A 24,151-nucleotide genomic window follows, 5' to 3' on the forward strand; every position below is an offset into this window, starting at 1 on the left:
TGTCAGGACATGGGCACGGCGGTCCGACCGCTACGCTGCTCCACGACGATCAGCCCGCCCAGCAGCACCAGCGGCACGGCCAGCGCCGCGAAACCGAAAACCAGGTAGCCAAAGCCGGCAGCGATGGCGCCCAGCGCAAAGGCCAGCAGCGGCCAGAAGAACTTGCCGCAGCGCGCGCGCGTGCCCTCGTCGGCCGCGCCGCGCAGCACGTCGACGGTGTCGAGCACGATCTGCGTCACGTTCCCCGTCATCATGGAGGTCGGCGCCAGGTGTGCCAGCAGCAGCCGGCTGGTGGCGCTGTGTACGCCCATGGCGGCCGTTCCCAGCAAGCCTGCCGCCATGGCCATGGAACTGGCATCCTTGCCGAGCGGCTCGGCCAGCACGCCAAACACCATGAAACCGGCCAGCAAGATCCATTGCAGCAGAAAGGCCAGCGTCAGCGCCGGACCGCCGCGGCGCTCGATGGCCAGCACCATCAGGCGCGTGACGACGATACCCGCGATAAAGGCGGGAAAAGCAAGGATTTTCAGCAGGATGGGGATGCGCGTCGGTTCGGCCAGGGCGGCGCCGATCAGCACGAAGTTGCCCGTGACATGGGCCGTAAACAGGCCAAACAGGGCGATAAAGCCCAGCGTATCGACATACCCGGCCAAAAAGCCCAGGCTGGTGCCGTATAAACGGCTATGTGGTGGCTGATCCATCGAATGACTCCCGATACCGTGCAATGCACTAAAAAACGAAAAACGCGCCAGGGAAGCGCCCCGGCGCTACTGCCTGCATGGTAAGCCATGCGGCCGGCCGCCGCCCCCGCCATTCGGCCAGTGCGCGACGCTCCACCTGATCTTTTGGCCCGTGTTCAAGCGCAGGACGTCCGCTACACTGGCCGAAGTGACTTTCGCGCCGCGCACGCCGGCCCCCTCCCCCCTGCACCGCAACCATGGAGCTGCACCATGCCAGAACATACCCTCCCCGCCGCCGCACCCTTGATCCTGCTCAATGGCTGCTTCCATACCGTCGATAAAAGCTGCCCGCAAGCGAGCGCGGTGGCCATCGCCGACGGTAAATTCCTCGCCGTGGGCGATCTTGAAGACGTCATGCGCCACCGCGCGCCCGACAGCCGCGTGATCGACCTGGGTGGCCGCACGGTGATTCCCGGCCTGAACGATTCGCACCTGCACCTGATCCGCGGCGGCTTGAACTACAACCTGGAATTGCGTTGGGAAGGCGTGCCTTCGCTGGCCGACGCCCTGCGCATGCTCAAGGAGCAAGCCTTGCGCACGCCGAATCCGCAATGGGTGCGCGTGGTGGGCGGCTGGAACGAATTCCAGTTCGCGGAAAAGCGCATGCCGACCCTCGATGAAATCAACGCGGCCGCGCCCGACACCCCGGTCTTCATCCTGCACCTGTACGACCGCGCCCTGCTGAACCGCGCCGCCCTGCGCGTGGTCGGCTACGACAAGAACACGCCGAACCCGCCTGGCGGCGAAATCGTGCGCGACGCTGCCGGCAACCCCACTGGCATGCTGATCGCCCGTCCAAACGCCATGATCTTATATGCGACCCTGGCCAAGGGTCCGACCCTGCCGCGAGAATTGCAAGTCAATTCCACGCGCCAGTTCATGCGCGAACTCAATCGCCTCTGCCTGACCAGCGCCATCGACGCGGGCGGCGGCTTCCAGAATTATCCGGAAGACTACGCGGTGGTCGAAGAACTGGCGCAAAAAGAGCAGCTGACGATACGCATCGCCTACAACCTGTTCACGCAAAACAAGGGCCGCGAACTGGAGGATTTTGAAAAATGGACGGAGATGGTCACGCCGGGCCAGGGCGACGACTACTACCGCCATAACGGCGCCGGCGAAATGCTGGTATTTTCCGCCGCCGACTTCGAGGATTTCCTCGAACCGCGCCCGGATCTGGCGCCCGGCATGGACGACGAACTGGAAAAGGTGGTGCGCCACCTGGTGTCCAAACGCTGGCCCTTCCGCCTGCACGCCACCTATGACGAATCGATCGAGCGCATGCTGACGGTCTTTGAAAAGGTCAACCGCGACATTCCGTTCGACGGCCTGCACTGGATGTTCGACCACTGCGAAACCATCACGCCGAAAAACATCGACCGGGTCAAGGCGCTGGGAGGCGGCATCGCCATCCAGCACCGCATGGCTTTCCAGGGCGAGTACTTTGTCGACCGCTACGGTGCCGAAGCAGCCAAGGCCACGCCGCCGATCGCGCGCATGCTTGCCTCGGGCGTGCCGGTAGGCGGCGGCACCGACGCCACCAGGGTCGCCAGCTACAACCCGTGGACGGCGCTGTACTGGCTGGTGTCGGGCCGCACCGTGGGCGGCTTGCGCCTGTACGACGCGGGCAGCCGTTTGTCGCGCGACACGGCGCTGGAACTGTGGACGGCGGGCAGCGCCTGGTTCTCCAGCGAGCAAGGCAAGAAGGGCCGCATCCAGGAAGGCATGCTGGCCGATCTGGCCGTGCTGAGCGCGGATTTTTTCAGCATAGCTGAAGAGGCGATCAAGTCCATCGAATCGGTGCTCACCATCGTCGGCGGCAAGATCGTCTACGGCCAGGCGGAATTTGCCAATCTGGCGCCGCCTCCTATCCCCGTATTGCCCGACTGGTCGCCCGTGAAAAACGTGGCCGGCCACTACCGGTCCGCGCCGCCGCAAAAGAGCAGCGTGATGCAACAGCACCAGTGCCAGGGCGCCTGCGGCGTGCACGCTCACGCCCATGACGTGGCGCGCAAGAGTTCCGTGCCCGTCTCCAGCCACTCCGGCTTCTGGGGCGCGCTGGGGTGCAGCTGCTTTGCGTTCTGAAGCCATGCTGACGCGATTGCCTTTGCTGGCGGCCGGCGCGATCGCGCTGGCGGTTGCCCTGCCCGCCGCGGCACAGGACAATGTGCAGCTGTACGGCCGCCTGAACGTGGCGCTCGAAGCGCTGCACTCGTCCGCCAGCGGCGACAGCGTGCAGCGTGTATCCAACAACCGCTCGGTACTCGGTTTTCGCGGCGGCGAAGACCTGGGCGGCGGCTGGCAGGCGCTGTTCCAGGTCGAGGGCACCTTGTCGCCCGATACGGGCGCAGGATCAATCGCCGCGCGCGACACGCGCGTCGGTATTGCCGGGCCGTGGGGTACGCTCTTTGCCGGCAACTGGACCCTGCCCTACAACAGCGCCACGTCCGCGCTCGACCCGTTCTACCCCACCACGGCCGGCTACATGAGCCTGATGGGCAACGGCGCGGGCGCCACCGAAAGCAATACCAGCAACACGTATTCCTTCGACCGGCGCCAGCAAAACAGCGTGCATTACTGGACGCCGCAGTGGCAAGGCTGGTCGCTGCGCGTGGCGCGCGGCATGGGGGAAGAACGGCTGGCCAGCGGCGCGCGGCCAGCCCTGGCGTCGGCCGCCCTGCTTTATGACGGCGGCACCCTGTACGCCACCCTGGCGCAGGAAGACCATCACGACTACCAGGGGCGGGGGCTGACCGACCGTGGCAGCAAGCTGGCCCTGGCCTGGCGCGTCGACAGCGCCACGCAGCTGGCTGTGGTGCTGGAAAGCCTGCGCTACGCCACGGCCACGGGCCAGCTGCGCCGGCGCACGGCCTACTTTTCCGCCACGCGCCAGTTCGGCCGCCACGGCCTGCGTTTCGGCCTGGCGCATGCCCAAAGCGCCAGCGGCGGCGCGCTGGAAAGCATCGGCACCGTGCGTGCGGGAGCGGATACGGGCGCCACCCACGCCACCGCCGGCTACGACTACCAGCTGTCGAAACGCAGCAGCCTGTATGCCTACTACACGCGCCTGGCCAACGGCCGCCACGGCATCGCCGACTTTGCCATCAACAGCTTGGGGCACGAAACAGGCAGGACGGGCGCCACCATGTCGGGCGTGGCGCTGGGGATCAGGCACAATTTCTGAGCGGCGCTCAGTCCCAGCAGACCGACAGCACGGTATAGCCCTGTGACGGGTCAGGAGCGTTGTCGGGCTTGCCGTAAGGCCAGCCGGGGATGACGCCGTCGGCTTCCATGCCGGCGATCCAGCGCTCCACCTCGTCCTGGCGTGCGGACGTGAAGATATGCACGTTTTCCGCAGGCGGAAAACGTTTCGCGTCCACGTCCGCCTCGCCATAGTCGCACCAATCCTGGTGCAAGCCGACCAGCACCTTTTCCACGTCCGGCCTGGCGGCGATCTCGCGGAACCTTTCATACAGCTGCGCAATAGGCGGGCGGCCATAGCCCCACTGGTTCGGCGCGATCGACTCTTCGTCGGTATTGCCTGCAAAGTAGAGATCGAGATCAATCACGGGTGGCGCATCGCCATCGTAGGCGTCGAGCGAGGCCAGGTACTGGGACAGTTTTTCGGGCATGGGTAGAGTTCCGCTGATGTAAAAGCCAATGCAATATTGTAGCCTGCAGACGTATATGCCGGCGGAGCACCGCGCCTGGGTTCGAGCTCGCGGCCGGCTTCCAATACAGCTTGGTCCCGTCAGCCATGGCGCTGAAATCGAGGACGACAAAAAACCCGCTGACTTTTGCAAGCAAGCGGGTTTTCTGATGAAACTTGGTGCCGTTGGCCGGAATCGAACTGGCGACCTTCACATTACGAATGTGCTGCTCTACCAACTGAGCTACAACGGCGAAGACCCACATTCTACAAACAATGCACAAAATTTGCTAGTGTCAACGCGAACTTTTTTGCATTTTTTTAGCGGCCCGGCTGCCGGCCGCTGAAAATCGTGGAAAAGTGCGGCTTTTTACTCCGCGTGGTAGGCGGTCACGCGGGCCACTTCGTCTTTCGAGCCGAGGAAGACGGGCACGCGCTGGTGCAGCTTGTGCGGGGCGATGTCCATGATGCGATGCTGGCCGTCGGTGGCTGCGCCGCCGGCTTGCTCGACGATGAAGGCCATCGGATTCGCTTCGTACATCAGGCGCAGCTTGCCCGGCATCGACGTGTCGCGCAGGTCGGCAGGGTACATGAAGATGCCGCCGCGGTTCAGGATGCGGTGCACGTCGGCCACCATCGAAGCGATCCAGCGCATGTTGAAGTTGGTGCCGCGTGGGCCCGTGTCGCCGGCCAGCAGTTCATCGACATAGCGTTTCACGGGCGGATGCCAGTGGCGCGCGTTCGACATATTGATGGCGAATTCCTTCGTCGTCGGCGGAATCTGCATATTGCTTTGCGTGAGGACCCACGAACCCATCTCGCGGTCCAGGGTGAAGCAGTTCACGCCATTGCCGAAGGTCAGTACCAGCATGGTTTGCGGGCCGTACACGGCATAGCCGGCCGCCACCTGCTTGCTGCCCGCCTGCATGAAGTCCTGCTCGGTCGGCTGACCCATGCCGTCCGGCGCCTTCAGTACCGAGAAGATGGTGCCGATCGACACGTTGACATCGATGTTCGACGAACCATCCAGTGGGTCGAACAGCAGCATGTATTCGCCCTTCGGATAGCGGTTCGGGATCGGGTGGATCGATTCCATCTCTTCCGACGCCATGGCCGCCAGGTGGCCGCCCCATTCATTCGCTTCGAGCAGGATCTCGTTGGAGATGATGTCGAGTTTCTTCTGTACTTCGCCCTGCACGTTTTCCGTGTCGGCCGTGCCCAGCACTTCACCGAGCGCGCCCTTGCCGACAGCATGGCTGATGGTTTTGCAAGCGCGCGCGACGACTTCGATCAGCAGGCGCAGTTCGGCCGGAATGCTGTTGTTCGAGCGCTGCTCTTCAACCAGGTATTGCGTAAGACTGATGCGTTTCATGAAATCCCTCTGTTTTGATGATTATTGCGGTGTTAATTGGCCAGCGCCTTGCTGACGACTTCCATCACGTCATTCGACAGGCTGGCCTGGCCGGCGACTTTTTCCAGCGCCTCGCGCATGTGGCTTTGCAGCGCCGGCACGTAACGGCGCCAGCGGTCCATGGAGCGCGCCAGGCGGGCCGCCACTTGCGGGTTCAGGGCGTCGAGCGCGATGACTTGTTCGGCCCAGAAGGCATAGCCGCTGCCGTCAGCCGCATGGAATTGCGACGGATTGGCGTTGGTGAAATTGAAGATCAGGCTGCGCGCGCGGTTCGGGTTCTTCAAGGTGAAGGCCGGATGCGTCATCAGTTGACGCACGGCTTGCACGTCGGTCGATGGCGCGGCCGCCTGCATGGCGAACCACTTGTCGACCACCAGCGCCTCGTTCTCGAAATCGCCATAGAAGCTGGCCAGGGCCGCCTGCGCATGCGGCTGCGAGCCGGAATGAATCAGCGCCGCCAGTGCCGCGGCGCGGTCCGTCATGTTGCCGGCATTGTCGAACTGCAGCCGCGCCAGGTCCAGCTCCGCCGCTGCGGGCGCGATCAACAGATACGACAGGGCCAGGTTTTTCAGCGCGCGCTTGCCGGCCGACAGGGCGTCCGGGCTATACTCGCCCGGCGTCTGGTTGGCATGGTATTGCGCCAGCAGCTCAGGTTTCAGCGCGGCAGCGATGGTGCGGCGCATGAACTGGCGCGCCGCATGGATCGCCTGCGGGTCGACTTGCGCCAGGCGCTCGGCGATGATGGTTTCCGACGGCAGGATCAGGGCCAGCTCGCGGAAGGCAGGATCGAGCGTTTCATCGGCCAGCAGGGCGCGCTGCGCTTCGATGAAGGTGTCGTCCAGCGCCAGCGCTTCGCCTTCGGCGACGGCGCCGGTCAGTTTCAGCAGGCGCTCCATGGCCAGGCGCTGGCCCGCTTCCCAGCGGTTCACCGGGTCGCTGTCGTGGCGGAACAGGTGCAGCAGTTCGGCGTCGGTATAGCCGTATTCGAGCACCACGGGCGCGGAAAAGTCGCGCAGCAGCGACGGCACGGGGGCTTGCGTCACATTCGTGAAGCGGAAAGTCTGCGACGCTTGCGTCAATTCCAGCACGACACTGGTGGCGCCGTTCGATGCCACGCCATCCACATACAGCGACAGGTCGCCGCCATCGGCAGCCAGCAGGCCGACGGTGACGGGGATGTGGAACGGCAGTTTCTTCGGCTGGCCCGGCGTGGCGGGGCAGCTTTGCGCCAGGGTCAGCTCGAACGTCTGGCTGGCGGCATCGTAGCGCGTGGAGGCGGTGACGATGGGCGTGCCGGCCTGGCTGTACCAGCGCTCGAACTGGCTGAAGTCGCGGCCATTCGCGTCGGCCATGGCGGCGCGGAAGTCGTCACACTGGACGGCCTGGCCATCGTGGCGCTCGAAATACAGGTCCATGCCCTTGCGGAAGCCGTCGCGGCCCACGAGGGTCTGGTACATGCGCACCACTTCGGCGCCCTTTTCGTAGATCGTGACCGTATAAAAGTTATTGATCTCGACGAAGGAATCGGGACGCACGGGGTGGGCCATCGGGCCCGCGTCTTCAGGGAACTGCGCCTGGCGCAGGGTGCGCACCTGGTCGATGCGCGTGACGGCGCGGCCCGTATCCGTGCCGATCATGTCGGCCGAGAATTCCTGGTCGCGGAACACCGTCAGGCCTTCCTTCAGCGACAGCTGGAACCAGTCGCGGCACGTCACGCGGTTGCCGGTCCAGTTATGAAAGTATTCATGGCCCACCACCGCTTCGATGCCCGCGTAATCGATGTCGGTCGCCACGCGCGCATTGGCCAGCACATACTTGGTATTGAAGATGTTCAGCCCCTTGTTTTCCATGGCGCCCATGTTGAAGTCGCCCACGGCGACAATCATGAAGCGGTCGAGGTCCAGTTCCAGGCCGAAGCGCTCCTCGTCCCAACGGATCGAGTTTTTCAGCGACTGCATGGCGTAGTCGGTCTTATCGAGGTTGCCGTCTTCCACCCACACTTGCAGCAGCACTTCGCGGCCCGACTTCAAGGTGTAGCGCTCTTCCTGGCACACCAGGCGCGCGGCGACCAGGGCGAACAGGTAGGACGGCTTCTTGAACGGGTCTTCCCACTTGGCGTAATGGCGGCCGTCACCGAGGTCGCCCTCTTCGATCAGGTTGCCGTTCGATAGCAGTACCGGATATTGCTCCTTGTCGGCGCGCAGCATGACCGTGTACTTGGCCATCACGTCCGGGCGGTCCGGGAAGAAGGTGATGCGGCGGAAGCCTTCGGCCTCGCACTGCGTGAAGAAATTATGGTTCGACACGTACAGGCCGGACAGCGAGGTATTGTCCTGCGGCGCCAGCACGGTTTCGATATCGAGCGTAACATCGTCCGGTGCCTTGGGAATGGTCAGCATGCTGGCCGTCAGCTTGTACTGCGACGGCTTGAGCAGCTTGCCGTTCAGGCGGACTTGCACCAGTTCAATATGTTCGCCGTGCAATTCGATGCTGCGGCTGGTGCTGGCCGGGTTGTGGCGCATGCGGATCCGGCTCGCCACCACTGTGCGGGCGGGATCGAGATCGAAACCAAGTTCGACGCTGTCGACCAGGAAACTGGGCGGCGTGTAATCTTTGCGGTAAATCGTCTGAGGGCTGTCTGTGCGCATAGGGGTTTGGGTGGGAGCGGAGGCAAAAGCCTATTTTACCAACACCAGCCCCCGATAGTCGCGATTCAGGCCAGGAATGTTGGATTCCCTTACACGCCGACATGCTCGGTAACATTCTGTAATAATGAATAGAAACAAATAGAACTATTCTTATAATACTAAGCGATGAATTGTGTCTACTATCAGGAGGTCATGCAATGAAACGTTATCTCACCATCATGATGGCCGCATTGACCGTGTTGCTGACCGGATGCGCCACCACCATACGCAGCGACGTCACCGTCTTCCACGAGTGGCCTGCGCAATTGCAGGACAAATCGTATGCGTTTGAAGCGCCAGCGGCGGAAAACGACACGCTGGAATACCGCAGCTACCAGAACCTGGTGCGCGCGGAACTGGCCAAGCACGGCTTCGGCGAAGCTTCCGGCCCTGCGGCAGCCAATTTGCGCGTGGCGATGCAGTTTTCCACCGTCGACTATCCTGAGCGCGTGCTGCAGGCGTCCGATCCATTCTGGTATGGCCCCGGCTACTGGCCTGGCCGCTACGGCTACCGCTACGGCGCATGGCCAGGCTATGGCCGCTTTGGCTATAACCCCTACTGGTATGGCCCGATGGACATGGAAGAAAGCGTGCGCCATAAATACGAACGCGAATTGCGCGTGACGATCAATGACCGCAACGGCAAGAAACTGTACGACGTGACCGTGCAATCGACCAGCAACAAGCGCGCCACGTCGCAAGTAATGCCCGCCATGGTCGCCAGCGCCTTTGCCGACTTCCCCGGCCAGAGCGGCGTGCCCCGCAAGGTGGAAGTCAAGGTGGAATAATTACGTGGCAATACAAAAAAACCGGCTGGTGCAGCGATGCGCCAGCCGGTTTTTTTATGTCTACGAATAATACGCTTCTGCCGCAAAGGTCAGCGCGCCGATCAGGGCCACGGCCAATAACAGCACGATCAGCAGGCGGCCGAACTTCGGCGTGCCGTCATTGCTGCCGCTCATGGCACGATGATGGTGGAACCGGTCGTCTTCCGCCCTTCCAGGTCCGTGTGCGCCTGGGCGATATGGGCCAGGCTGTAGCGCTGGTTGATCTCGATCTGCACTTCGCCGCTGCTGACGACGCCGAACAGCGAGGTGGCCATTTCTTCCAGGTTCGCACGGTTCGAGGCATAGCTGAACAGGGCCGGGCGCGTGAGGAACAGCGAGCCGCGCGACGCCAGTTCACTGAGGGTGAAAGCCGGCACGGGACCGGACGCGTTGCCGAAGCTGACCATCATGCCCAGCGGCGCCAGGCAGTCGAGCGAACCCGTAAACGTATCCTTGCCGATGGAATCGTACACCACGGAGACGCCTTTGCCGCCCGTGATCTCGCGCACGCGCTCGACGAAGTTTTCCGTGTTGTAGTTGATGACGTGGGCGGCGCCATGCGCCTTGGCCAACGCCGCCTTTTCATCGGAACCGGCCGTGCCGATCAGGTTCACGCCCAGCACTTTCGCCCACTGGCAGGCGATCAGGCCCACGCCGCCCGCGGCCGCGTGGAACAGGATGGTATCGCCCGCCTTCAGGGCCACCGTGCGGTGGAACAGGTATTGCACCGTCAAGCCTTGCAGCATCATGGCGGCGGCCGTATCGAAAGCGATGCGCTCGGGCAACACCAGCAGCAGGGCCGCCGGCAAGTTGCGCTGCTGCGCATACGCGCCATTGATGCGCGCCGCATACGCCACCCGGTCGCCGATTTTCACTTCCGTGACGCCCTCGCCCACTGCCTCGACGATGCCCGCGCCCTCGACACCGAGGCCATTGGGCAGCGGCTGCGGGTACAGGCCCGTGCGGAAATACACGTCGATGAAATTGAGGCCGATGGCCTCGTGTTTCACGCGCGCCTCGCCGGGGCCGGGCGGCGGCAATTCCACGTCCACATATTCCATCACTTCCGGGCCGCCCACGCGCTGCACGCGGATGGCCTTGGTGGTAATCGTTGCACTCATGCTCATCTCCTTGTCTGGGGGAATCAGGCGGCCGCGCTGGCCCGCGCCTGCAACTGCGACAGCACCAGGTGCGCCGATGACAGATTCGTCGCGCACGCCACGTTGTGCACGTCGCAGGCGCGCACCAGGGCGTTGATGTCCGGCTCGTGCGGCTGCGGCGTCATCGGGTCGCGCAGGAAAATCACGCAATCGATCAAGCCTTCCACCAGCAGCGAGCCGATCTGCAAGTCGCCGCCGAACGGACCGGAATGCTTGCGTTCGACCGCCAGGCCCAGTTCGTTGATCAGGCGGCCGCCCGTGGTGCCCGTGGCCGACAGTTCGCAACCCTTCAAAAAGTCCAGGTATTCGCCCGCCAGGGTAATCATGTCATCTTTTTTCTTGTCGTGGGCAATCAGGGCGATACGTGTTTTCATGGTGAGGACCATTTCAGTGGGTGGAGGAATTATTTCTTTTTCGACAGCAAGTAGATACCGGCCAATACCAGGCTGGTGCCGGCCAGTTGCCAGTTGGTGATCGGCTCATCGAGAATCATGGCGCCCAGGAACAGGGTCGACACGGGGCCGATCATGCCCGCTTGCGAGGCGACGGGCGCGCCGATGCGCTCGACGGCGATCATCGTCATGAAGACGGGCATCACCGTGCAAAAGATGCCGTTCAGCAAAGACAAGCCATACACGGGCATGGGCTGGATCAGCAGCTCGACGGGACGCAGGATGAAAAACTGGGCGATGCAGGCAAAGCTGGCCACGCACATCGCATAGCTAACCAGGCGCATCGAGCCGATGCGCTTGACCAGTTCACCCGAGCCCAGCAGATACACGGCATACGCGCAAGCCGAACCCAGCACGAGAGTCGACCCGAGCGCCACATTGCTGGCGCCGCCCTGCAAGTCGTGCACGAACACCAGCACGATGCCGCAGTAGGACGTGAACAGTGCCAGCCACTGCAGGCGGCTGATGCGCTGCTTGAAATATACGGTGGTAATCAGCAGTACGAAGGTGGGCGTGAGGAACAGGATCAAGCGCTCCAGGCCCACGGAAATGTATTGCAAGCCCAGAAAATCCAGATAGCTGGACAGGTAGTAGCCGACGAGGCCCAGCCCGACGAGGCGCAGCCGGTCGCTGGTCGACAGCGGCGGCTCCGTGCGCATCTTCCACCAGGCGATGACGGCGAATACGGGCAGCGAAAAAATCATCCTGAAGGCGATCAGGGTGACGGCGTCGATCTGGTAGCGGTACAGCAGCTTGGCGACGATGGCCTTGGTGGAAAACAGCACCGCCCCGCCCACGGCGATGGCCAGGCCACCGAGGTAGACGGAACGGGGAATAGATGCAGGGGTTGCTTGCGGGGAACTGGAGCTCATCTCCAGATTGTAAGGCAAAAGCGACAGGCGGCTGATAAGCCCGACGGCAAAAACCGGGGTCGGACCCTGAGGGTCTGACCCCAGCCCTTGCTTTAGGCTTGACGTTTAATAAATAAATTTAAGACACCACCACCGCCGCCGCGCCCGCCGTCACCGTCGCCGTCGTCACCCGCGCAATCACGTTGCTTGGCGCCGCCGTGCCGATCAGTTTATTTACCTGCTTGAACTGCGCCACCAGCTTGCCCGGCGTCAAAGTGACCACCGTATAGCCCTGCGCATCCGTATTCAAATGCTTGATCCACGGGTTATTGCCCAGGCCGGACAATTGCTGCGCCAGGCCCAGCAGGGTCGCGCTGAAGTCAGTGCTCGCTTTCAAGCCGGCCTGCACGGCAGCTACCGTGGCATCGAGCTGCGCCTCCGGCACGCCCTTGGCGGCCAGGGCGCCGCGCAGCTGCACGCGCAATTGCTCCAGCAGGCTGTCGATGGTGGGCGCCGCCTTGCCCATGGTGTAGTCGAGCAGGTTGATGTCGAGATTCACCGTGCCCAGGCCCGTGACGGGAATGGCCAGCGGATAGCTGACGAGGGTGCCGATATCGCCCATGCTGCCGGCGGCCGATTTCAGGTAACTGAAGAAGGAATCGGAGCTCACGCCGGCCGACACCAGGTCCACCATGACGGGCGTGCCGCCGCCGGCGGCGTCGAAATCGTCGCTGACCGTGCCCGCAAAAAACGAGTGGATATCGCCGGTAATCGCCACCACGTTGCCGATGGCATTGTTTTTCAGGTGCGCCATCAGGTTCTTGCGCTCGCTGTTGTAGCCATCCCACTGGTCGCAATTGAGCAGGAAGCGCGTGAAGAATGGCGCCAGCGCCACCTGCTGGCCGGAAGCGGCGACAAAGCTTGACGCAGCGCCCTTGGCCTGCACGTCGGGCTTGATCCAGCCGAAGGCGATCACTTGCGCGGCGGCGGCCGGCGAGCCGCTGTTATAGGCGGCCACCGTGATGCCGGCCTGAGCCGCGCTCAAGCCGGCGCCCACGGCAGCGGCGCCCTGCGCGCCGGCATTGGCTGCCGCGCCGGCAATCGCCATGGCCGCCGCTTGCGCCACGGTCGCCGATGCGCCCGCCGTCGAGGCCGCCACGATGCTTGAGGCCAGCGGCACGCTGCCGCCCACCAGTGGCAGGGTGCTGGCGATGGCCTTGCCCACGTTCGACATGGCGCCCAGCGCCAGCAAGGTGGCGATCGCATCCGTGCCATTCAAGCCCATGCGCAGCAGCGACACTTCATTGCCCCACAGCTTCCAGGTGGACGTCGCTGCCTTCATCTTGCTTTTCCACCAGTCGCGCTGGGTCGTGCCCAGCATGCCGACGGCAGCCAGCGGGTCGGCGCCGGCCTTGGTGGCGGCGGCCATCTTCTGCCCTTCCACGCTGTCGAACAGCGCTTGCGGCACCAGATAGCGGCTGCCGATGCTGCCCAGCGGCTTGCCCGTGGCGGGATTGATGGTCGATTCGGCGATCGCATGGTCGGCGCGGTACAGGCGCTCGTCCGTCATCACCAGCTGCATCAGTTTGCCGAACTGGAAATCGCGGTAGATCTGGATATTCTGGAACGTTGTCGCGGCGGCATCGAACGTGACGTCGGCCGGCATGTATTCGAACCACGCCTGGTTGGCGCTGCGGCGGCGGGCCGGCTGGTGCAAATCGCTGCCGTCGGCGGCCACGAGGCCCTCGTAGGTGGACGCGTCCTGCCAGGCGTCGTCCGTGAATTCGTGATCATCCCAGATGGCGATGAAGGCAAAGCGTTCGTGCACGGCTTGCAGGCGCGCATCGGTGCGGTATTTCTTGTACAGGTAGCGGTAATCGGCCACGGTGGTGGCATATTTCGCGCCGGACGTGCCGCTTTTATACGTGCCGTCCGGCAGTTTCAGCTGGTCGTGGCGACTTTCCACGGCGCCGCTCTGGAAGGCCTCGCCAACCGTTTCATAGATGTAATCGCCCAGGTGGACGATGAAATCCAGGCTTTCATTGGCGGCGATGTGCGACAGCGCGCCCCAGTGGTTGATGCTCCAGTCCTGGCACGTCAGGTAGGCGAACTGCAGCTGCGGCACGTCGGCCGTGGCGGCGGGCGCCGTCTTGAAGCGGCCCACGTTCGAGCGCACGTCGCCGGCGATGAACTGGTAAAAATACACCTGGCCCGGCTGCAAGCCCGTCACCTTGTGGCGCAGCGTATTGTCGAAATCGGCTTTCAGCGGCAGCTTGGCATCGACGATGGGCGTGCCGACCAGGGCCGTATTGCTGCCCAGGGCGGCCGTATTGTCGCTGGCGCTGACGATCAGGCGTACGGCGACCTCGTCCTTGCCGGCCACGGCGGGCGCGACGGCATCGAAACTGGCGGGCACGACGCGCGTCCACAGCATGGCGCTGTCGGCGCGCGGGTCGCCCGAGGCCACGCTTTGCGGGAATTTCCAGTCGCTGCCCGAGGCCAGCGGCACGCCAGGATCGCTGTAATCGGTGCTGCCGCAGGCGGCGAGGCCGGCGGTCGCCACGGAGACCGTGATAAAGCCGCCCAATTTCAGAAATTGCCGCCTATCCATTTGACTTGCCATGATGTCGCGCCCTTAATCTTGATTATTGGAGTGGTGGGATGATGCATAACATGAAAGCGCGTCACTTTAACAACAAAATGTGTCCGCTTGATGACCGGGCCATGCCGCTTTGCGGGGGGCCGATATGCTAAAATGTCGGCCACAATTGAACACCCGTCTAAGGAAGATTCGACATGGCAGGACATAGCAAATGGGCCAACATCAAGCATAAAAAGGCTGCCACCGATGCCAAGCGCGGCAAAATCTGGACGCGCCTGATCAAGGAAATCACGGTCGCGGCCCGCATGGGCGGCGCCGACGCCATCACCAATCCGCGCCTGCGCCTGGCGGTCGACAAGGCGGCCGATGCGAACATGCCAAAAGACAACGTCCAGCGCGCGATCAACCGCGGCAGCGGCGGCGTCGACGGCGCCAACTACGAGGAAGTGCGCTACGAAGGCTACGGCGTGGGCGGCGCGGCCGTCATCGTCGAATGCATGACCGACAACAAGGTGCGCACGGTGGCCGAAGTGCGCAACGCCTTCAACAAGAATGGCGGCAACATGGGCAATGAAGGCTCGGTTGCCTTCATGTTCCAGCACTGCGGCCAGCTGCTGTTCGCGCCGGGCACCGACGAAGACAAGCTGATGGAAGCGGCACTGGAAGCGGGCGCCGACGACGTCATCGCCGATGAAGAAGGCGGCTTCGAAGTGGTCACTCCCGTGCACGATTTCGCCACCGTCAAGGAAGCGCTGGAAGCGGCCGGCTTCAAGGCCGAAGTGGCCGAAGTCATCATGAAGCCGGCGACGGAAACCGTCTACGCGGGCGACGACGCCATCAAGATGCAAAAGCTGATCGATGCGCTGGAACTGCTGGACGATGTCCAGGAAGTGTTTACGAACGCCCTGATCGAGAACTAAGCAACAACATCAAGGGCGGCACCGCCGCCCTGCAACCCACATTGAACGAACGGTACCTATGAAAATTCTGGTAGTCGGCTCTGGCGGCCGCGAACACGCCCTGGCCTGGAAACTGGCCCAGTCCGAACGCATACAGATGGTGTATGTCGCGCCGGGCAATGGCGGCACCGCGCGCGATGCGCGCCTGGTCAATCTCGACATCAGCGACCCGCAATTGCTGGCCGATTTCGTTCAACAGGAACACATCGGCCTCACGGTCGTCGGTCCGGAAGTGCCGCTGGCGGCGGGCATCGTCAACCTGTTCCGCTCGCGCGGCCTGAAAATCTTCGGCCCGACGAAAGAAGCGGCGCAGCTGGAATCGTCGAAGGACTTCGCCAAGGCCTTCATGCAGCGCCACGGCATCCCGACAGCCGCCTACCAGACGTTTTCCGATGTCGCTCCCGCGCACGCCTACATCGACGCCATGGGTGCGCCCATCGTCATCAAGGCCGACGGCCTGGCCGCCGGCAAGGGCGTCGTCGTCGCCATGACCCTGGAAGAAGCGCACCAGGCGGTCGACATGATGCTGGCCGATAACCAGTTCGGCGACGCCGGCGCGCGCATCGTCATCGAGGAATTCCTCGCCGGCGAAGAAGCGAGCTTCATCGTCATGTGCGACGGCAAGAACATCCTGCCGCTGGCCACCAGCCAGGACCATAAGCGCCTGAAGGACCACGACCAGGGCCCGAACACGGGCGGCATGGGCGCGTATTCGCCGGCGCCTATCGTCACGCCGGCCATGCATGCGCGCGTCATGCGCGAAATCATCGTGCCGACCATCCAGGGCATGGCCAAGGATGGCATCACGTTCACGGGCTTCCTGTACGCGGGCCTGATGATCGACGACAAGGGCACGCCGAAGACGCTGGAATTCAACTGCCGCATGGGCGACCCGGAAACGCAGCCAATCATGGCGCGCCTGAAAACCGACCTGGTGACCGTCATGGAGCACGCCGTCAACGGCACGCTCGACGCCGTGGAACTGGAATGGGACCGCCGCACGGCCGTCGGCGTCGTCATGGCTGCCGCCGGCTACCCGGACGATCCTGTCAAGGGCACGTCCATCGGCGACATCCCGGCCGAAACCGTCGATTCTGTCACCTTCCATGCGGGCACCCGCATCGAAGGTGAACGCCTGGTCACCAACGGCGGCCGCGTGCTGTGCGTGGTGGGCCTGGGCGACAGCATCAAGATGGCGCAGAAGCAGGCGTATGAAACCGTGGAAAAAATCCATTTCGACGGCGCCCAGTACCGCCGCGACATCGGCTGGCGCGGCCTGAAGCATTGATCGCCCCATAACGATCACACGGCGGGCCGGCGCGGAATGCATCCGCCCCGGCCCGTTTTCATTTTGATCGCCTCCCCCATTCCTCGCCATGACCATTCCACCCGGCCTTGCCGCACCAGACCGCGATGCCCCGGTGAGCCCCCTGGCCTGGCTGACGCTTGCCTCGCTGCTCGTTGCCGGCCTGGCCTGGCCTGGTACTGGTTCAGCAGCCATGCCGTACCACGCTGTGATACCAGACAAACCGTGGCCGCGGTCACGGATGGCAAATTCAGCCTGCACGATATCAAGCAGGCCGGCTATGCCTGGTCGCAAAAAACCCGTGGCTGCCTGGCTACCGTCATCCAGGACGGCAAGCCGATGCAATACGCCCGGACCATTTCACGCGTGGAAGGCCGCCGCAAAAGCCGGCTGGAGTATGACCATGCGCATCCGGGCATCGTGCAAACGCGCTTTGCCGACATCGCCTGGCATGGCGGCTTTGCGCAGCAGGGCCAGCCCATCGGGCGCGATGGACTGAAGAATGCGATGCTGGCCGGCATGGATGCACTGCGCGGCAAGCCGCTCTACCATGTCAATCTCAACGCGGTGGTGTCGCCGCAGCACTACCGTGAAATCGGCGATATTGAAGCGCTGGGACCATGCAAGGCAGTATTGCCCGGCGTGATTTCCTGCCGCCTGCTGCTGGCCCGCAACGACCTTGCGCCCGCTGCCGCAACAAAGGTGCTGGCAGTGTCGGTGCTGCAGCAAGGCGACTTTACTTTCCAGCGCAGCGAGGATGGCAAGAACTGGTCGCTAACACCGCGATTCAGGACAGAACTGGAGCAGGCGCAACTTCAATAGTGCGCTGGAGAAACGAGATTGCATTGTAAAATTTACCATCTTGATTCTTCACAAACCCACTCCCGATGACAAGCAATCCACCTGTGCCCACGCATACTTCCGTCGAGGCGCTGCATGTGCTGAAGCTGCTCACGCGCCGCCAGCGCGACGCGGCCGGCAATGGCTGGTCGGTGACGACGCAATTTGCCGGCGAACCGCGCCTGGCCAAAGTAAATGAGTAAGTCCATGCATATCGAACCGCCCCACGCATCGCTGGGCCAGCTGCACCAGCTTGGCCTGATCACCGCGCAGGAACTGGACGAGGCCAACTCGGAACGCGATATCGCCGCCCATGAGCGCCTGCACCCGCCCGAGGATCCCGTCGACATGCCGGAACTGGCGCAGGACGCCGATCTGGCCAGCACCCTGGGCTGGCTGCTGCTGACCGATCTGCTGCCCAAGAATGACTTCGACAAGCGCGTGGCCAAACTGCCACCCCGGCAACAGGCACTGGCAGCAGAGGGTGTGCGGCACTACAACCGCCGCGAGGTCGACGCCTTGTACGAGCTCGATTTGCTGAACCAGTTCCAGCGCGATGCGGCACACGCGGCGGCGCCAGCCGACCGCATGTTTTATACGCCCTGGATCGCCATGCGCTGGCTGGTGGTAAACAACATCCTGCCGACGGCGCAGTTCGAAGCGCTGGAAGTGCACGTGCGTGAACATGGCAGCGAACTGGCGCGCGACATCATGGAAGCGTCCAGGCTGCGCCATGGCCACGACCGCATCCCGTACAAGCGTCCACCGGCCTGGAAAGGCGCGCTGATCGTGCTGGGGCTGATCCTGGTCATGTCCGTCGTGTACGGCGTGCTTACCGGAAGCCTGCAGCCATGAGCACCGATCCACGCCTGCTGCCGCTGGCGGAACTGCTGCGCCTCGGCCTGATCACCAGCGACGAATACGACGATACGCTGGCCGAACTGGAGATCATCGACCTGCAGCGCGCGCACAATGCCGCCGAAGACATTGATGTGCCGGAGCTGGCAATGAATGCCGACCAGATCGGGACGCTGGCCTGGCTGCTGAGCGCCGAACTCGTTCCCGAGGACCGTTTTTTCAAGATGCTGCGCAAGCTGCCCGCCGATGAACCACGCCGGCAACTGGCCAGCGCCGCGCTGCAGCAGGTGAACCGGCAGGCGGTCGACGCGCTGTACCAGCATAACCTGATCAACCCGTGGCAGCGCGACGCCGCCCACGACAGCCTGCCAGCCGGCCACCTGGCCGCCACGCCCGTCGCGGCCTTGCGGCATATGCTGAAACAGGGCACGCTATCGCCGCTGCAATACAAGGAGCTGCAAGCGCGCACGCGCGCGCACGGCTCGCCGCTGGCGCGCGTGATCGTCGATGCTGCCGGCAAACCGCCGGTCCAGTATGGCCGGCGCGCCGCGCGCCCGTTCAACGTCCTGATGATAGTGCTGATGCTGCTAATGCTGATGCTCGTGGCGATTGTGGGGCCGTTGTGGTTCAAGCGCGAGCAGCCAACGCCTGCGGCACCGCTGGCGCAACCGGCCGACACGGTGGAACGCGACGACCGGCAGCAGCGTGCGGCGCAAGCACTCGATGCCGCCCGCCAGCCGGGCCATGAGAGCGTGCAATACGATGTCCATGTGGTGCAGGACAAGCCGCCTCGGTAAAGCAGGGTCGGCAACAGCAGCGCCGGTTTTGCTATCACAAAAATCCGTAACAGGGTACAATCCGTCCTTACTTTTTTATTTCGGCCTCGTCGGCCCACGCGATGTCGTCAACTCCCTCTCCTTCGGCCGTCAAGGCCTATTTGCTCGATTTGCAAAGCCGTATCGTGCAGGCACTCGAAGCGCAGGACGGCAAGCCCTTCCTGACCGATGCCTGGCAGCGCCCCGAGGGCGGCGGCGGCATTTCGCGGCTGATCGAGGAAGGCAATGTATTCGAGCGGGGCGGCGTGAATTTTTCGCACGTTACCGGCGCCGCATTGCCGCCATCGGCAGCGGCCGCGCGCCCTGAACTGGGCGGCAAGGCGTGGGAAGCGATGGGCGTGTCGCTGGTGCTGCATCCGCGTAATCCGTATGCGCCCACGGTGCACATGAATGTGCGGTTTTTCAGCACCGTCAATGCCGATGGCGAACCCGTATGGTGGTTCGGCGGCGGCATGGACCTGACGCCGTATTATGGCGACGCGGGCGACGTGAAGCACTTCCACCAGGTGTGCCATGATGCGCTGGCGCCGTTTGGCGACGAACTGCATCCGAAGTTCAAGCAGTGGTGCGACGATTATTTCTACCTGAAGCACCGGCGCGAAGCGCGCGGCGCCGGTGGCATCTTCTTCGACGATTTCAACGCCCTGGGCTTTGACGACAGCTTTGCGATGATGCGCAGCGCCGGCGATGCTTTCGTCAAAGCCTATGTGCCGATCCTGGCGCGCCGCAAGGACACGCCCTACGGCGAACGCGAACGCGATTTCCAGTGCTACCGGCGCGGACGCTATGTCGAGTTCAACCTGGTGTTCGACCGCGGCACCCTGTTCGGCCTGCAGTCGGGCGGACGCACCGAGGCGATCCTGATGTCGATGCCGCCCGTGGTCAAGTGGCGCTACGACTGGCACCCGGAAGCGGGCAGTCCCGAAGCGGCGTTGTATACTGACTTCCTCGTGCATCGCGACTGGCTGCAGGCGTGACCGGAGTTAGCACGACGCATGGCATCGCCGGCAATACCCCATGCGTGGCGCTGCTGGGCGGCAGCTACGACCCGGTGCATATGGGCCATGTCGCGCTGGGCACGCATTTTTCCAGCCTGCTGCACGCCGATGAACTGCGCGTGATTCCGGCCGGCGCGCCCTGGCAAAAGGGCAACCTGGGCGCCACCGGCCAGCAGCGCGCCGAGATGGCCGGCCTGGCGTTTGCCGGCCTGCCCGTGCCGGTCGTGATCGACCGCCAGGAAATCGAGCGCAGCGAACATGGCCAGGCCAGCTACACCATCGATACCTTGCGCCAGGTACGCGCCGAGCTGGGAGCGCGCGCATCCATCGTTTTCCTGATGGGTGCCGACCAGCTGCAGCGGCTCGCGACATGGCGCGAATGGCAGCAATTATTTGAATACGCGCATATCTGCGTCGCGGCCCGCCCCGGCTTCGCGCTGAATGACACCGCAGTGCCGCAAGTGGTCGCCGAAGAATTTTCGCGCCGCCTGGGGTCACTGGAAAGCATCCGCAACACGCCGCACGGTCTGACTTATCTGGCACAGGACTTCGCGGTGGATATCTCCGCCACCGAAATACGTGCGGCATTACAACGGGGGAATCGGGCAAACTCGCTTGTTTCCCCGCTAGTGCTAGACTATATTGAACAACATAATTTATACAAAAGCTAAATGGACATCAAAAAACTGCAAACCCTCGTCGTTGACGCCCTTGAAGACGTCAAAGGCCAAGACATCGCCGTCTTCGAAACGAGTCACCTGACCAGCCTGTTCGACCGCATCGCGATCGTTTCCGGTACCTCGAACCGTCAAACCAAGGCGCTGGCCGCCTCGGTGCGCAACAAGGTCAAGGACGCCGGCGGCGACATCATCGGCATGGAAGGCGAGGAAACGGGTGAATGGGTGCTGGTCGATCTGGGCGACATGATCGTCCACATCATGCAAGCGCCTATCCGCGCCTACTACCGCCTGGAAGAAATCTGGGGCGACACGCCGGTCAAGCTGGGCGCCGCCAAGCGCGCGCCGAAAAAAGCGGCCGGCGACGAGCCGAAAAAGGTCAGCGGCCATCTGGCAGCGAGCAAGGCCAATGTGGAAGCTTCGCCCGTGATCGAGAAAAAGACACCGGCCAAGAAAGCCACGGCCGCCACCGCCGCCAAGAAAGCCCCGGCGAAAAAAGCCACCGCTTCCAAAGCTGTCGGCAAGACCGTGAAAGTCGCGCCAACCAAGACCGAAGCGGCTGCCGTGAAAGCCTTGAAAGCGCTGCCAGAGAAAAAAGTGCGCGCCCCACGCGCGGCCAAGCCGGCAGCCGATGCTGCACCGGCAAAAACCGTGATCAAGCGTATCAAAAAAGTCGAAGCGTAAGCCTCGATGCAGCTCATCATCGCTGCGGTCGGCCATAAAATGCCGGCCTGGATAGAGACGGGCTTCGCGGAATACGCGAAGCGCATGCCGCCGGAATTGCGCATCGTGCTGAAAGAAATCAAGCCGGTGGAGCGTTCCGGCAGCAAGACCGCCGCCACGGCGATGGCGCTGGAACGCGAACGCATCGAAGCCGTCCTGCCCAAGGGCGTACGCATCATCGCGCTCGACGAACGCGGCAAGGACCTGACCAGTGTCGGCCTGTCGCAGCAGTTGATGGCGTGGCAGCAGGATGGCCGCGACACCGCCTTCCTGATCGGCGGCGCCGACGGCCTCGATCCGCAACTCAAGGCACGTGCCGAAGGCATGCTGCGCATTTCCAGCATGACCCTGCCGCACGGCGTGGTGCGCGTGATCCTCGCCGAGCAGCTGTATCGTGCCTGGTCGATCACGCAAAACCACCCCTACCACCGCGTCTGAACTCCCCCATGAAAACGGCTGATCACAAGATCTACCTTGCCTCCAAAAGCCCGCGACGGCGCGAACTGCTGCGCCAGATCGGCATCGATTTCGAATTGCTGCTGCTGCGCAGCGACGGCCCGCGCGGCGCCGACGTCACCGAGGAAGTCCTGCCCGGCGAATCGGCGCTCGACTATGTCGCCCGCGTGTCGAATGAAAAAGCCGCCTTCGCCTGGGACCTGGTGCGCCGCCGCCACCTGACCCCGCGCCCCGTGCTGGCAGCCGACACCACCGTCACCATCGACGGCGTCATCCTCGGCAAGCCGGCCGACCGCCTTGAGGCCGTGGCGATGCTGCAGCAGCTGTCGGGCCGCACGCACGAGGTGCTCACCTCGATCGCCGTGCACTACAAGGATTTCGCCGAGCAGCGCACGCAGGTGTCGCAAGTGCGCTTCGGCGTGCTCTCGCCGGCCTCCATCGCCGCCTACTGCGCCACGCCCGAGCCCTACGACAAGGCCGGCGGCTACGGCATCCAGGGCAGCGCCGCCCTGTTCGTCGAGCATATCGAAGGCAGCCATTCCGGCATCATGGGCCTGCCCCTGTACGAGACGGCGCAATTGCTGCGTGAAGCAGGTTTGCCCCTGCCCTGATCCCGGGTATGATGTCATTCGTCGCCTCCACTTCCCCGCCTCCATGAACGAAGACATCCTGATCAATATCACGCCGCAAGAAACGCGCGTCGCCCTCATCCTGCAGGGCGCCGTGCAGGAATTGCACATCGAGCGCACGCTCACGCGCGGCCTGGCCGGCAATGTGTATTCCGGCAAAGTGGTACGGGTGTTGCCGGGCATGCAGTCGGCCTTCATCGACATCGGCCTGGAGCGCGCCGCCTTCCTGCACGTGGCCGACATCTGGGAAGCGCGCGGCCACGACGGCCAGAACGCGACACCGGCGCCCATCGAAAAAATCCTCTTCGACGGCCAGGTGCTGACGGTGCAGGTGATCAAGGACCCGATCGGCACCAAGGGCGCGCGCCTGTCGACGCAGATTTCCATCGCCGGACGCATGCTGGTGTACCTGCCCCAGGACAAGCACATCGGCATCTCGCAGAAAATCGAAAAGGAAGCGGAGCGCGAGCAGTTGCGCGTGCGCCTGCAAAGCCTGCTGCCGCCCGATGAAAAAGGCGGCTACATCGTGCGCACCATGGCCGAGGACGCTTCCGACGCTGACTTGAAGGCGGACGTCGACTACCTGCGCAAGACCTGGAGCACAATCACGCACGGCGCGCGCACGCGTCCCGCCACCAGCCTGCTGCACCAGGACTTGAGCCTGGCGCAGCGCGTGCTGCGCGACTTCGTCGGCGATGAAACGGCCACCATCCAGGTCGATTCGCGCGAGAACTACGTGAAATTGCGCGAATTCGCGGAAATCTACACGCCCAGCGAACTGACGCGCTTGCAGCACTACACGGGCGAGCGCCCGCTGTTCGACCTGTATGGCGTGGAAGAAGAGATCCTGCGCGCGCTGGGCCGCCGGGTCGACCTGAAATCGGGCGGCTACCTGATCGTCGACCAGACGGAAGCGATGACCACCATCGACGTCAACACGGGCGGCTTTGTCGGCGGGCGCAATTTCGCCGACACGATTTTCAAGACCAACCTGGAAGCGGCGCACGCCATCGCGCGCCAGCTGCGCCTGCGCAACCTGGGCGGCATCATCATCCTCGACTTCATCGACATGGACAATGCCGAGCACCGCAACGCCGTGCTGGCCGAACTGAAACGCACGCTGTCGCGCGACCGCACCAAGGTTTCGGTGAGCAATTTCTCGCCGCTGGGCCTGGTGGAAATGACGCGCAAGCGCACGCGCGAATCGCTGGCCCACATCCTGTGCGAACCGTGCCCCGCCTGCGCCGGCAAGGGACAAGTAAAGACCTCGCGCACGATCTGCTATGAAATCCTGCGCGAACTGCTGCGCGAGGCGAAACAGTTCAACCCGCGCGAATTCCGCATCCTCGCCTCGCAGGAAGTGGTCGATCTGTTCCTCGAAGAAGAATCGCAGCACCTGGCCATGCTCGGTGATTTCATCGGCAAGAAAATCTCGCTGCAGGTGGAGAATGCCTACCACCAGGAGCAGTACGACGTGATCCTGATGTAGT

23 protein-coding genes and 1 tRNA gene are annotated in these 24,151 nt (G+C 63.4%); 15 read left to right on the forward strand and 9 right to left on the reverse strand.

The window, feature by feature from the left end; all coding sequences use genetic code 11:
• Nucleotides 1-2 precede the first annotated feature (2 nt).
• Nucleotides 3-701, reverse strand: coding sequence for a YoaK family protein (locus tag CSQ91_RS15970; RefSeq protein WP_099388925.1), 699 nt, complete (start codon nt 699-701; stop codon nt 3-5).
• Nucleotides 702-950: 249 nt separating this feature from the next.
• On the opposite strand from CSQ91_RS15970, the gene CSQ91_RS15975 reads away from it, so the two are divergent.
• Both CSQ91_RS15975 and CSQ91_RS15980 read left to right on the forward strand, forming a co-directional pair.
• A complete protein-coding gene (locus CSQ91_RS15975) occupies nt 951-2,825 on the forward strand; it encodes an amidohydrolase (RefSeq protein WP_099388926.1) in 1,875 nt (624 codons plus the stop codon).
• Nucleotides 2,826-2,829: 4 nt separating this feature from the next.
• Nucleotides 2,830-3,924 carry a porin gene (locus tag CSQ91_RS15980; protein ID WP_099388927.1) on the forward strand — a complete coding sequence of 365 codons (1,095 nt, stop codon included), beginning with the start codon at nt 2,830-2,832 and terminating at the stop codon, nt 3,922-3,924.
• A gap of 7 nt (nt 3,925-3,931) precedes the next feature.
• Here the strand turns inward: CSQ91_RS15980 and CSQ91_RS15985 are convergent, their stop codons facing one another.
• The 4 genes from CSQ91_RS15985 to pepN form a co-directional block, all read right to left on the reverse strand.
• Complete coding sequence (locus tag CSQ91_RS15985; protein ID WP_034786491.1) at nt 3,932-4,372, reverse strand: hypothetical protein; 441 nt, start codon at nt 4,370-4,372, stop codon at nt 3,932-3,934.
• A gap of 195 nt (nt 4,373-4,567) precedes the next feature.
• Nucleotides 4,568-4,643: transfer RNA gene (locus CSQ91_RS15990), tRNA-Thr, on the reverse strand.
• 116 nt (nt 4,644-4,759) lie between these two features.
• The gene (locus CSQ91_RS15995) at nt 4,760-5,761 is read right to left on the reverse strand and encodes a class 1 fructose-bisphosphatase (protein ID WP_092608140.1); all 1,002 of its coding nucleotides are present in this window, start codon (nt 5,759-5,761) and stop codon (nt 4,760-4,762) included.
• 32 nt (nt 5,762-5,793) lie between these two features.
• Nucleotides 5,794-8,448 (reverse strand): aminopeptidase N, encoded by a 2,655-nt coding sequence (pepN, locus tag CSQ91_RS16000; protein ID WP_099388928.1) that lies wholly within the window; start codon nt 8,446-8,448, stop codon nt 5,794-5,796.
• Between the two features lie 197 nt (nt 8,449-8,645).
• Here pepN and CSQ91_RS16005 point away from each other — a divergent pair, with 197 nt between their 5' ends.
• Nucleotides 8,646-9,275 (forward strand): DUF4136 domain-containing protein, encoded by a 630-nt coding sequence (locus CSQ91_RS16005; protein ID WP_092608134.1) that lies wholly within the window; start codon nt 8,646-8,648, stop codon nt 9,273-9,275.
• 170 nt (nt 9,276-9,445) lie between these two features.
• Here CSQ91_RS16005 and CSQ91_RS16010 read toward each other — a convergent pair whose 3' ends face one another.
• The 4 genes from CSQ91_RS16010 to CSQ91_RS16025 all read right to left on the reverse strand — a co-directional run bounded on the left by CSQ91_RS16010 (nt 9,446) and on the right by CSQ91_RS16025 (nt 14,400).
• Nucleotides 9,446-10,435: a quinone oxidoreductase family protein gene (locus CSQ91_RS16010; protein ID WP_034786488.1), complete on the reverse strand. Its 990-nt coding sequence runs from the start codon at nt 10,433-10,435 to the stop codon at nt 9,446-9,448.
• A gap of 23 nt (nt 10,436-10,458) precedes the next feature.
• A complete protein-coding gene (locus tag CSQ91_RS16015) occupies nt 10,459-10,848 on the reverse strand; it encodes a methylglyoxal synthase (protein WP_034786684.1) in 390 nt (129 codons plus the stop codon).
• A 29-nt stretch (nt 10,849-10,877) separates the two neighbouring features.
• Nucleotides 10,878-11,798, reverse strand: a complete 921-nt coding sequence (locus CSQ91_RS16020) for a DMT family transporter (RefSeq protein WP_099388929.1) — start codon at nt 11,796-11,798, stop codon at nt 10,878-10,880.
• Between the two features lie 118 nt (nt 11,799-11,916).
• On the reverse strand, nt 11,917-14,400 hold the full coding sequence (locus tag CSQ91_RS16025) for an alkaline phosphatase D family protein (protein WP_257217373.1): 2,484 nt from the start codon (nt 14,398-14,400) through the stop codon (nt 11,917-11,919).
• Between the two features lie 173 nt (nt 14,401-14,573).
• Here CSQ91_RS16025 and CSQ91_RS16030 point away from each other — a divergent pair, with 173 nt between their 5' ends.
• From CSQ91_RS16030 to rng, 12 genes are all read left to right on the forward strand, one after another.
• Nucleotides 14,574-15,299 carry a YebC/PmpR family DNA-binding transcriptional regulator gene (locus CSQ91_RS16030; RefSeq protein ID WP_034786485.1) on the forward strand — a complete coding sequence of 242 codons (726 nt, stop codon included), beginning with the start codon at nt 14,574-14,576 and terminating at the stop codon, nt 15,297-15,299.
• 58 nt (nt 15,300-15,357) lie between these two features.
• Nucleotides 15,358-16,626, forward strand: coding sequence for a phosphoribosylamine--glycine ligase (gene purD / locus CSQ91_RS16035; protein ID WP_070254269.1), 1,269 nt, complete (start codon nt 15,358-15,360; stop codon nt 16,624-16,626).
• Between the two features lie 243 nt (nt 16,627-16,869).
• The gene (locus CSQ91_RS16040; RefSeq protein WP_099388931.1) at nt 16,870-17,466 is read left to right on the forward strand and encodes a hypothetical protein; all 597 of its coding nucleotides are present in this window, start codon (nt 16,870-16,872) and stop codon (nt 17,464-17,466) included.
• A gap of 83 nt (nt 17,467-17,549) precedes the next feature.
• Nucleotides 17,550-17,687, forward strand: coding sequence for a hypothetical protein (locus CSQ91_RS28965; RefSeq protein WP_180278445.1), 138 nt, complete (start codon nt 17,550-17,552; stop codon nt 17,685-17,687).
• A gap of 4 nt (nt 17,688-17,691) precedes the next feature.
• Nucleotides 17,692-18,339: a hypothetical protein gene (locus CSQ91_RS16045; RefSeq protein WP_099388932.1), complete on the forward strand. Its 648-nt coding sequence runs from the start codon at nt 17,692-17,694 to the stop codon at nt 18,337-18,339.
• Nucleotides 18,336-19,139: a hypothetical protein gene (locus CSQ91_RS16050; RefSeq protein WP_099388933.1), complete on the forward strand. Its 804-nt coding sequence runs from the start codon at nt 18,336-18,338 to the stop codon at nt 19,137-19,139. Before CSQ91_RS16045 ends, CSQ91_RS16050 begins: the two co-directional genes overlap by 4 nt.
• 101 nt (nt 19,140-19,240) lie before the next feature.
• Nucleotides 19,241-20,155 (forward strand): oxygen-dependent coproporphyrinogen oxidase, encoded by a 915-nt coding sequence (hemF, locus tag CSQ91_RS16055; protein WP_034786480.1) that lies wholly within the window; start codon nt 19,241-19,243, stop codon nt 20,153-20,155.
• Between the two features lie 44 nt (nt 20,156-20,199).
• The gene (gene nadD / locus CSQ91_RS16060; protein WP_225317413.1) at nt 20,200-20,847 is read left to right on the forward strand and encodes a nicotinate (nicotinamide) nucleotide adenylyltransferase; all 648 of its coding nucleotides are present in this window, start codon (nt 20,200-20,202) and stop codon (nt 20,845-20,847) included.
• Entirely contained in the window at nt 20,848-21,537 is a 690-nt protein-coding gene (gene rsfS, locus CSQ91_RS16065) for a ribosome silencing factor (protein WP_034786479.1), read from the forward strand. It abuts the gene before it with no gap.
• Between the two features lie 6 nt (nt 21,538-21,543).
• Nucleotides 21,544-22,014, forward strand: a complete 471-nt coding sequence (gene rlmH, locus CSQ91_RS16070; RefSeq protein WP_034747108.1) for a 23S rRNA (pseudouridine(1915)-N(3))-methyltransferase RlmH — start codon at nt 21,544-21,546, stop codon at nt 22,012-22,014.
• A gap of 8 nt (nt 22,015-22,022) precedes the next feature.
• Nucleotides 22,023-22,643: a Maf family protein gene (locus CSQ91_RS16075; protein WP_099388934.1), complete on the forward strand. Its 621-nt coding sequence runs from the start codon at nt 22,023-22,025 to the stop codon at nt 22,641-22,643.
• Nucleotides 22,644-22,686: 43 nt separating this feature from the next.
• The gene (gene rng / locus CSQ91_RS16080) at nt 22,687-24,150 is read left to right on the forward strand and encodes a ribonuclease G (RefSeq protein WP_034747098.1); all 1,464 of its coding nucleotides are present in this window, start codon (nt 22,687-22,689) and stop codon (nt 24,148-24,150) included.
• The last annotated feature ends 1 nt before the right edge of the window (nt 24,151 follow it).

The organism is Janthinobacterium sp. BJB301, assembly GCF_002735685.1.
Classification (GTDB): Bacteria; Pseudomonadota; Gammaproteobacteria; order Burkholderiales; family Burkholderiaceae_D; genus Janthinobacterium; species Janthinobacterium lividum.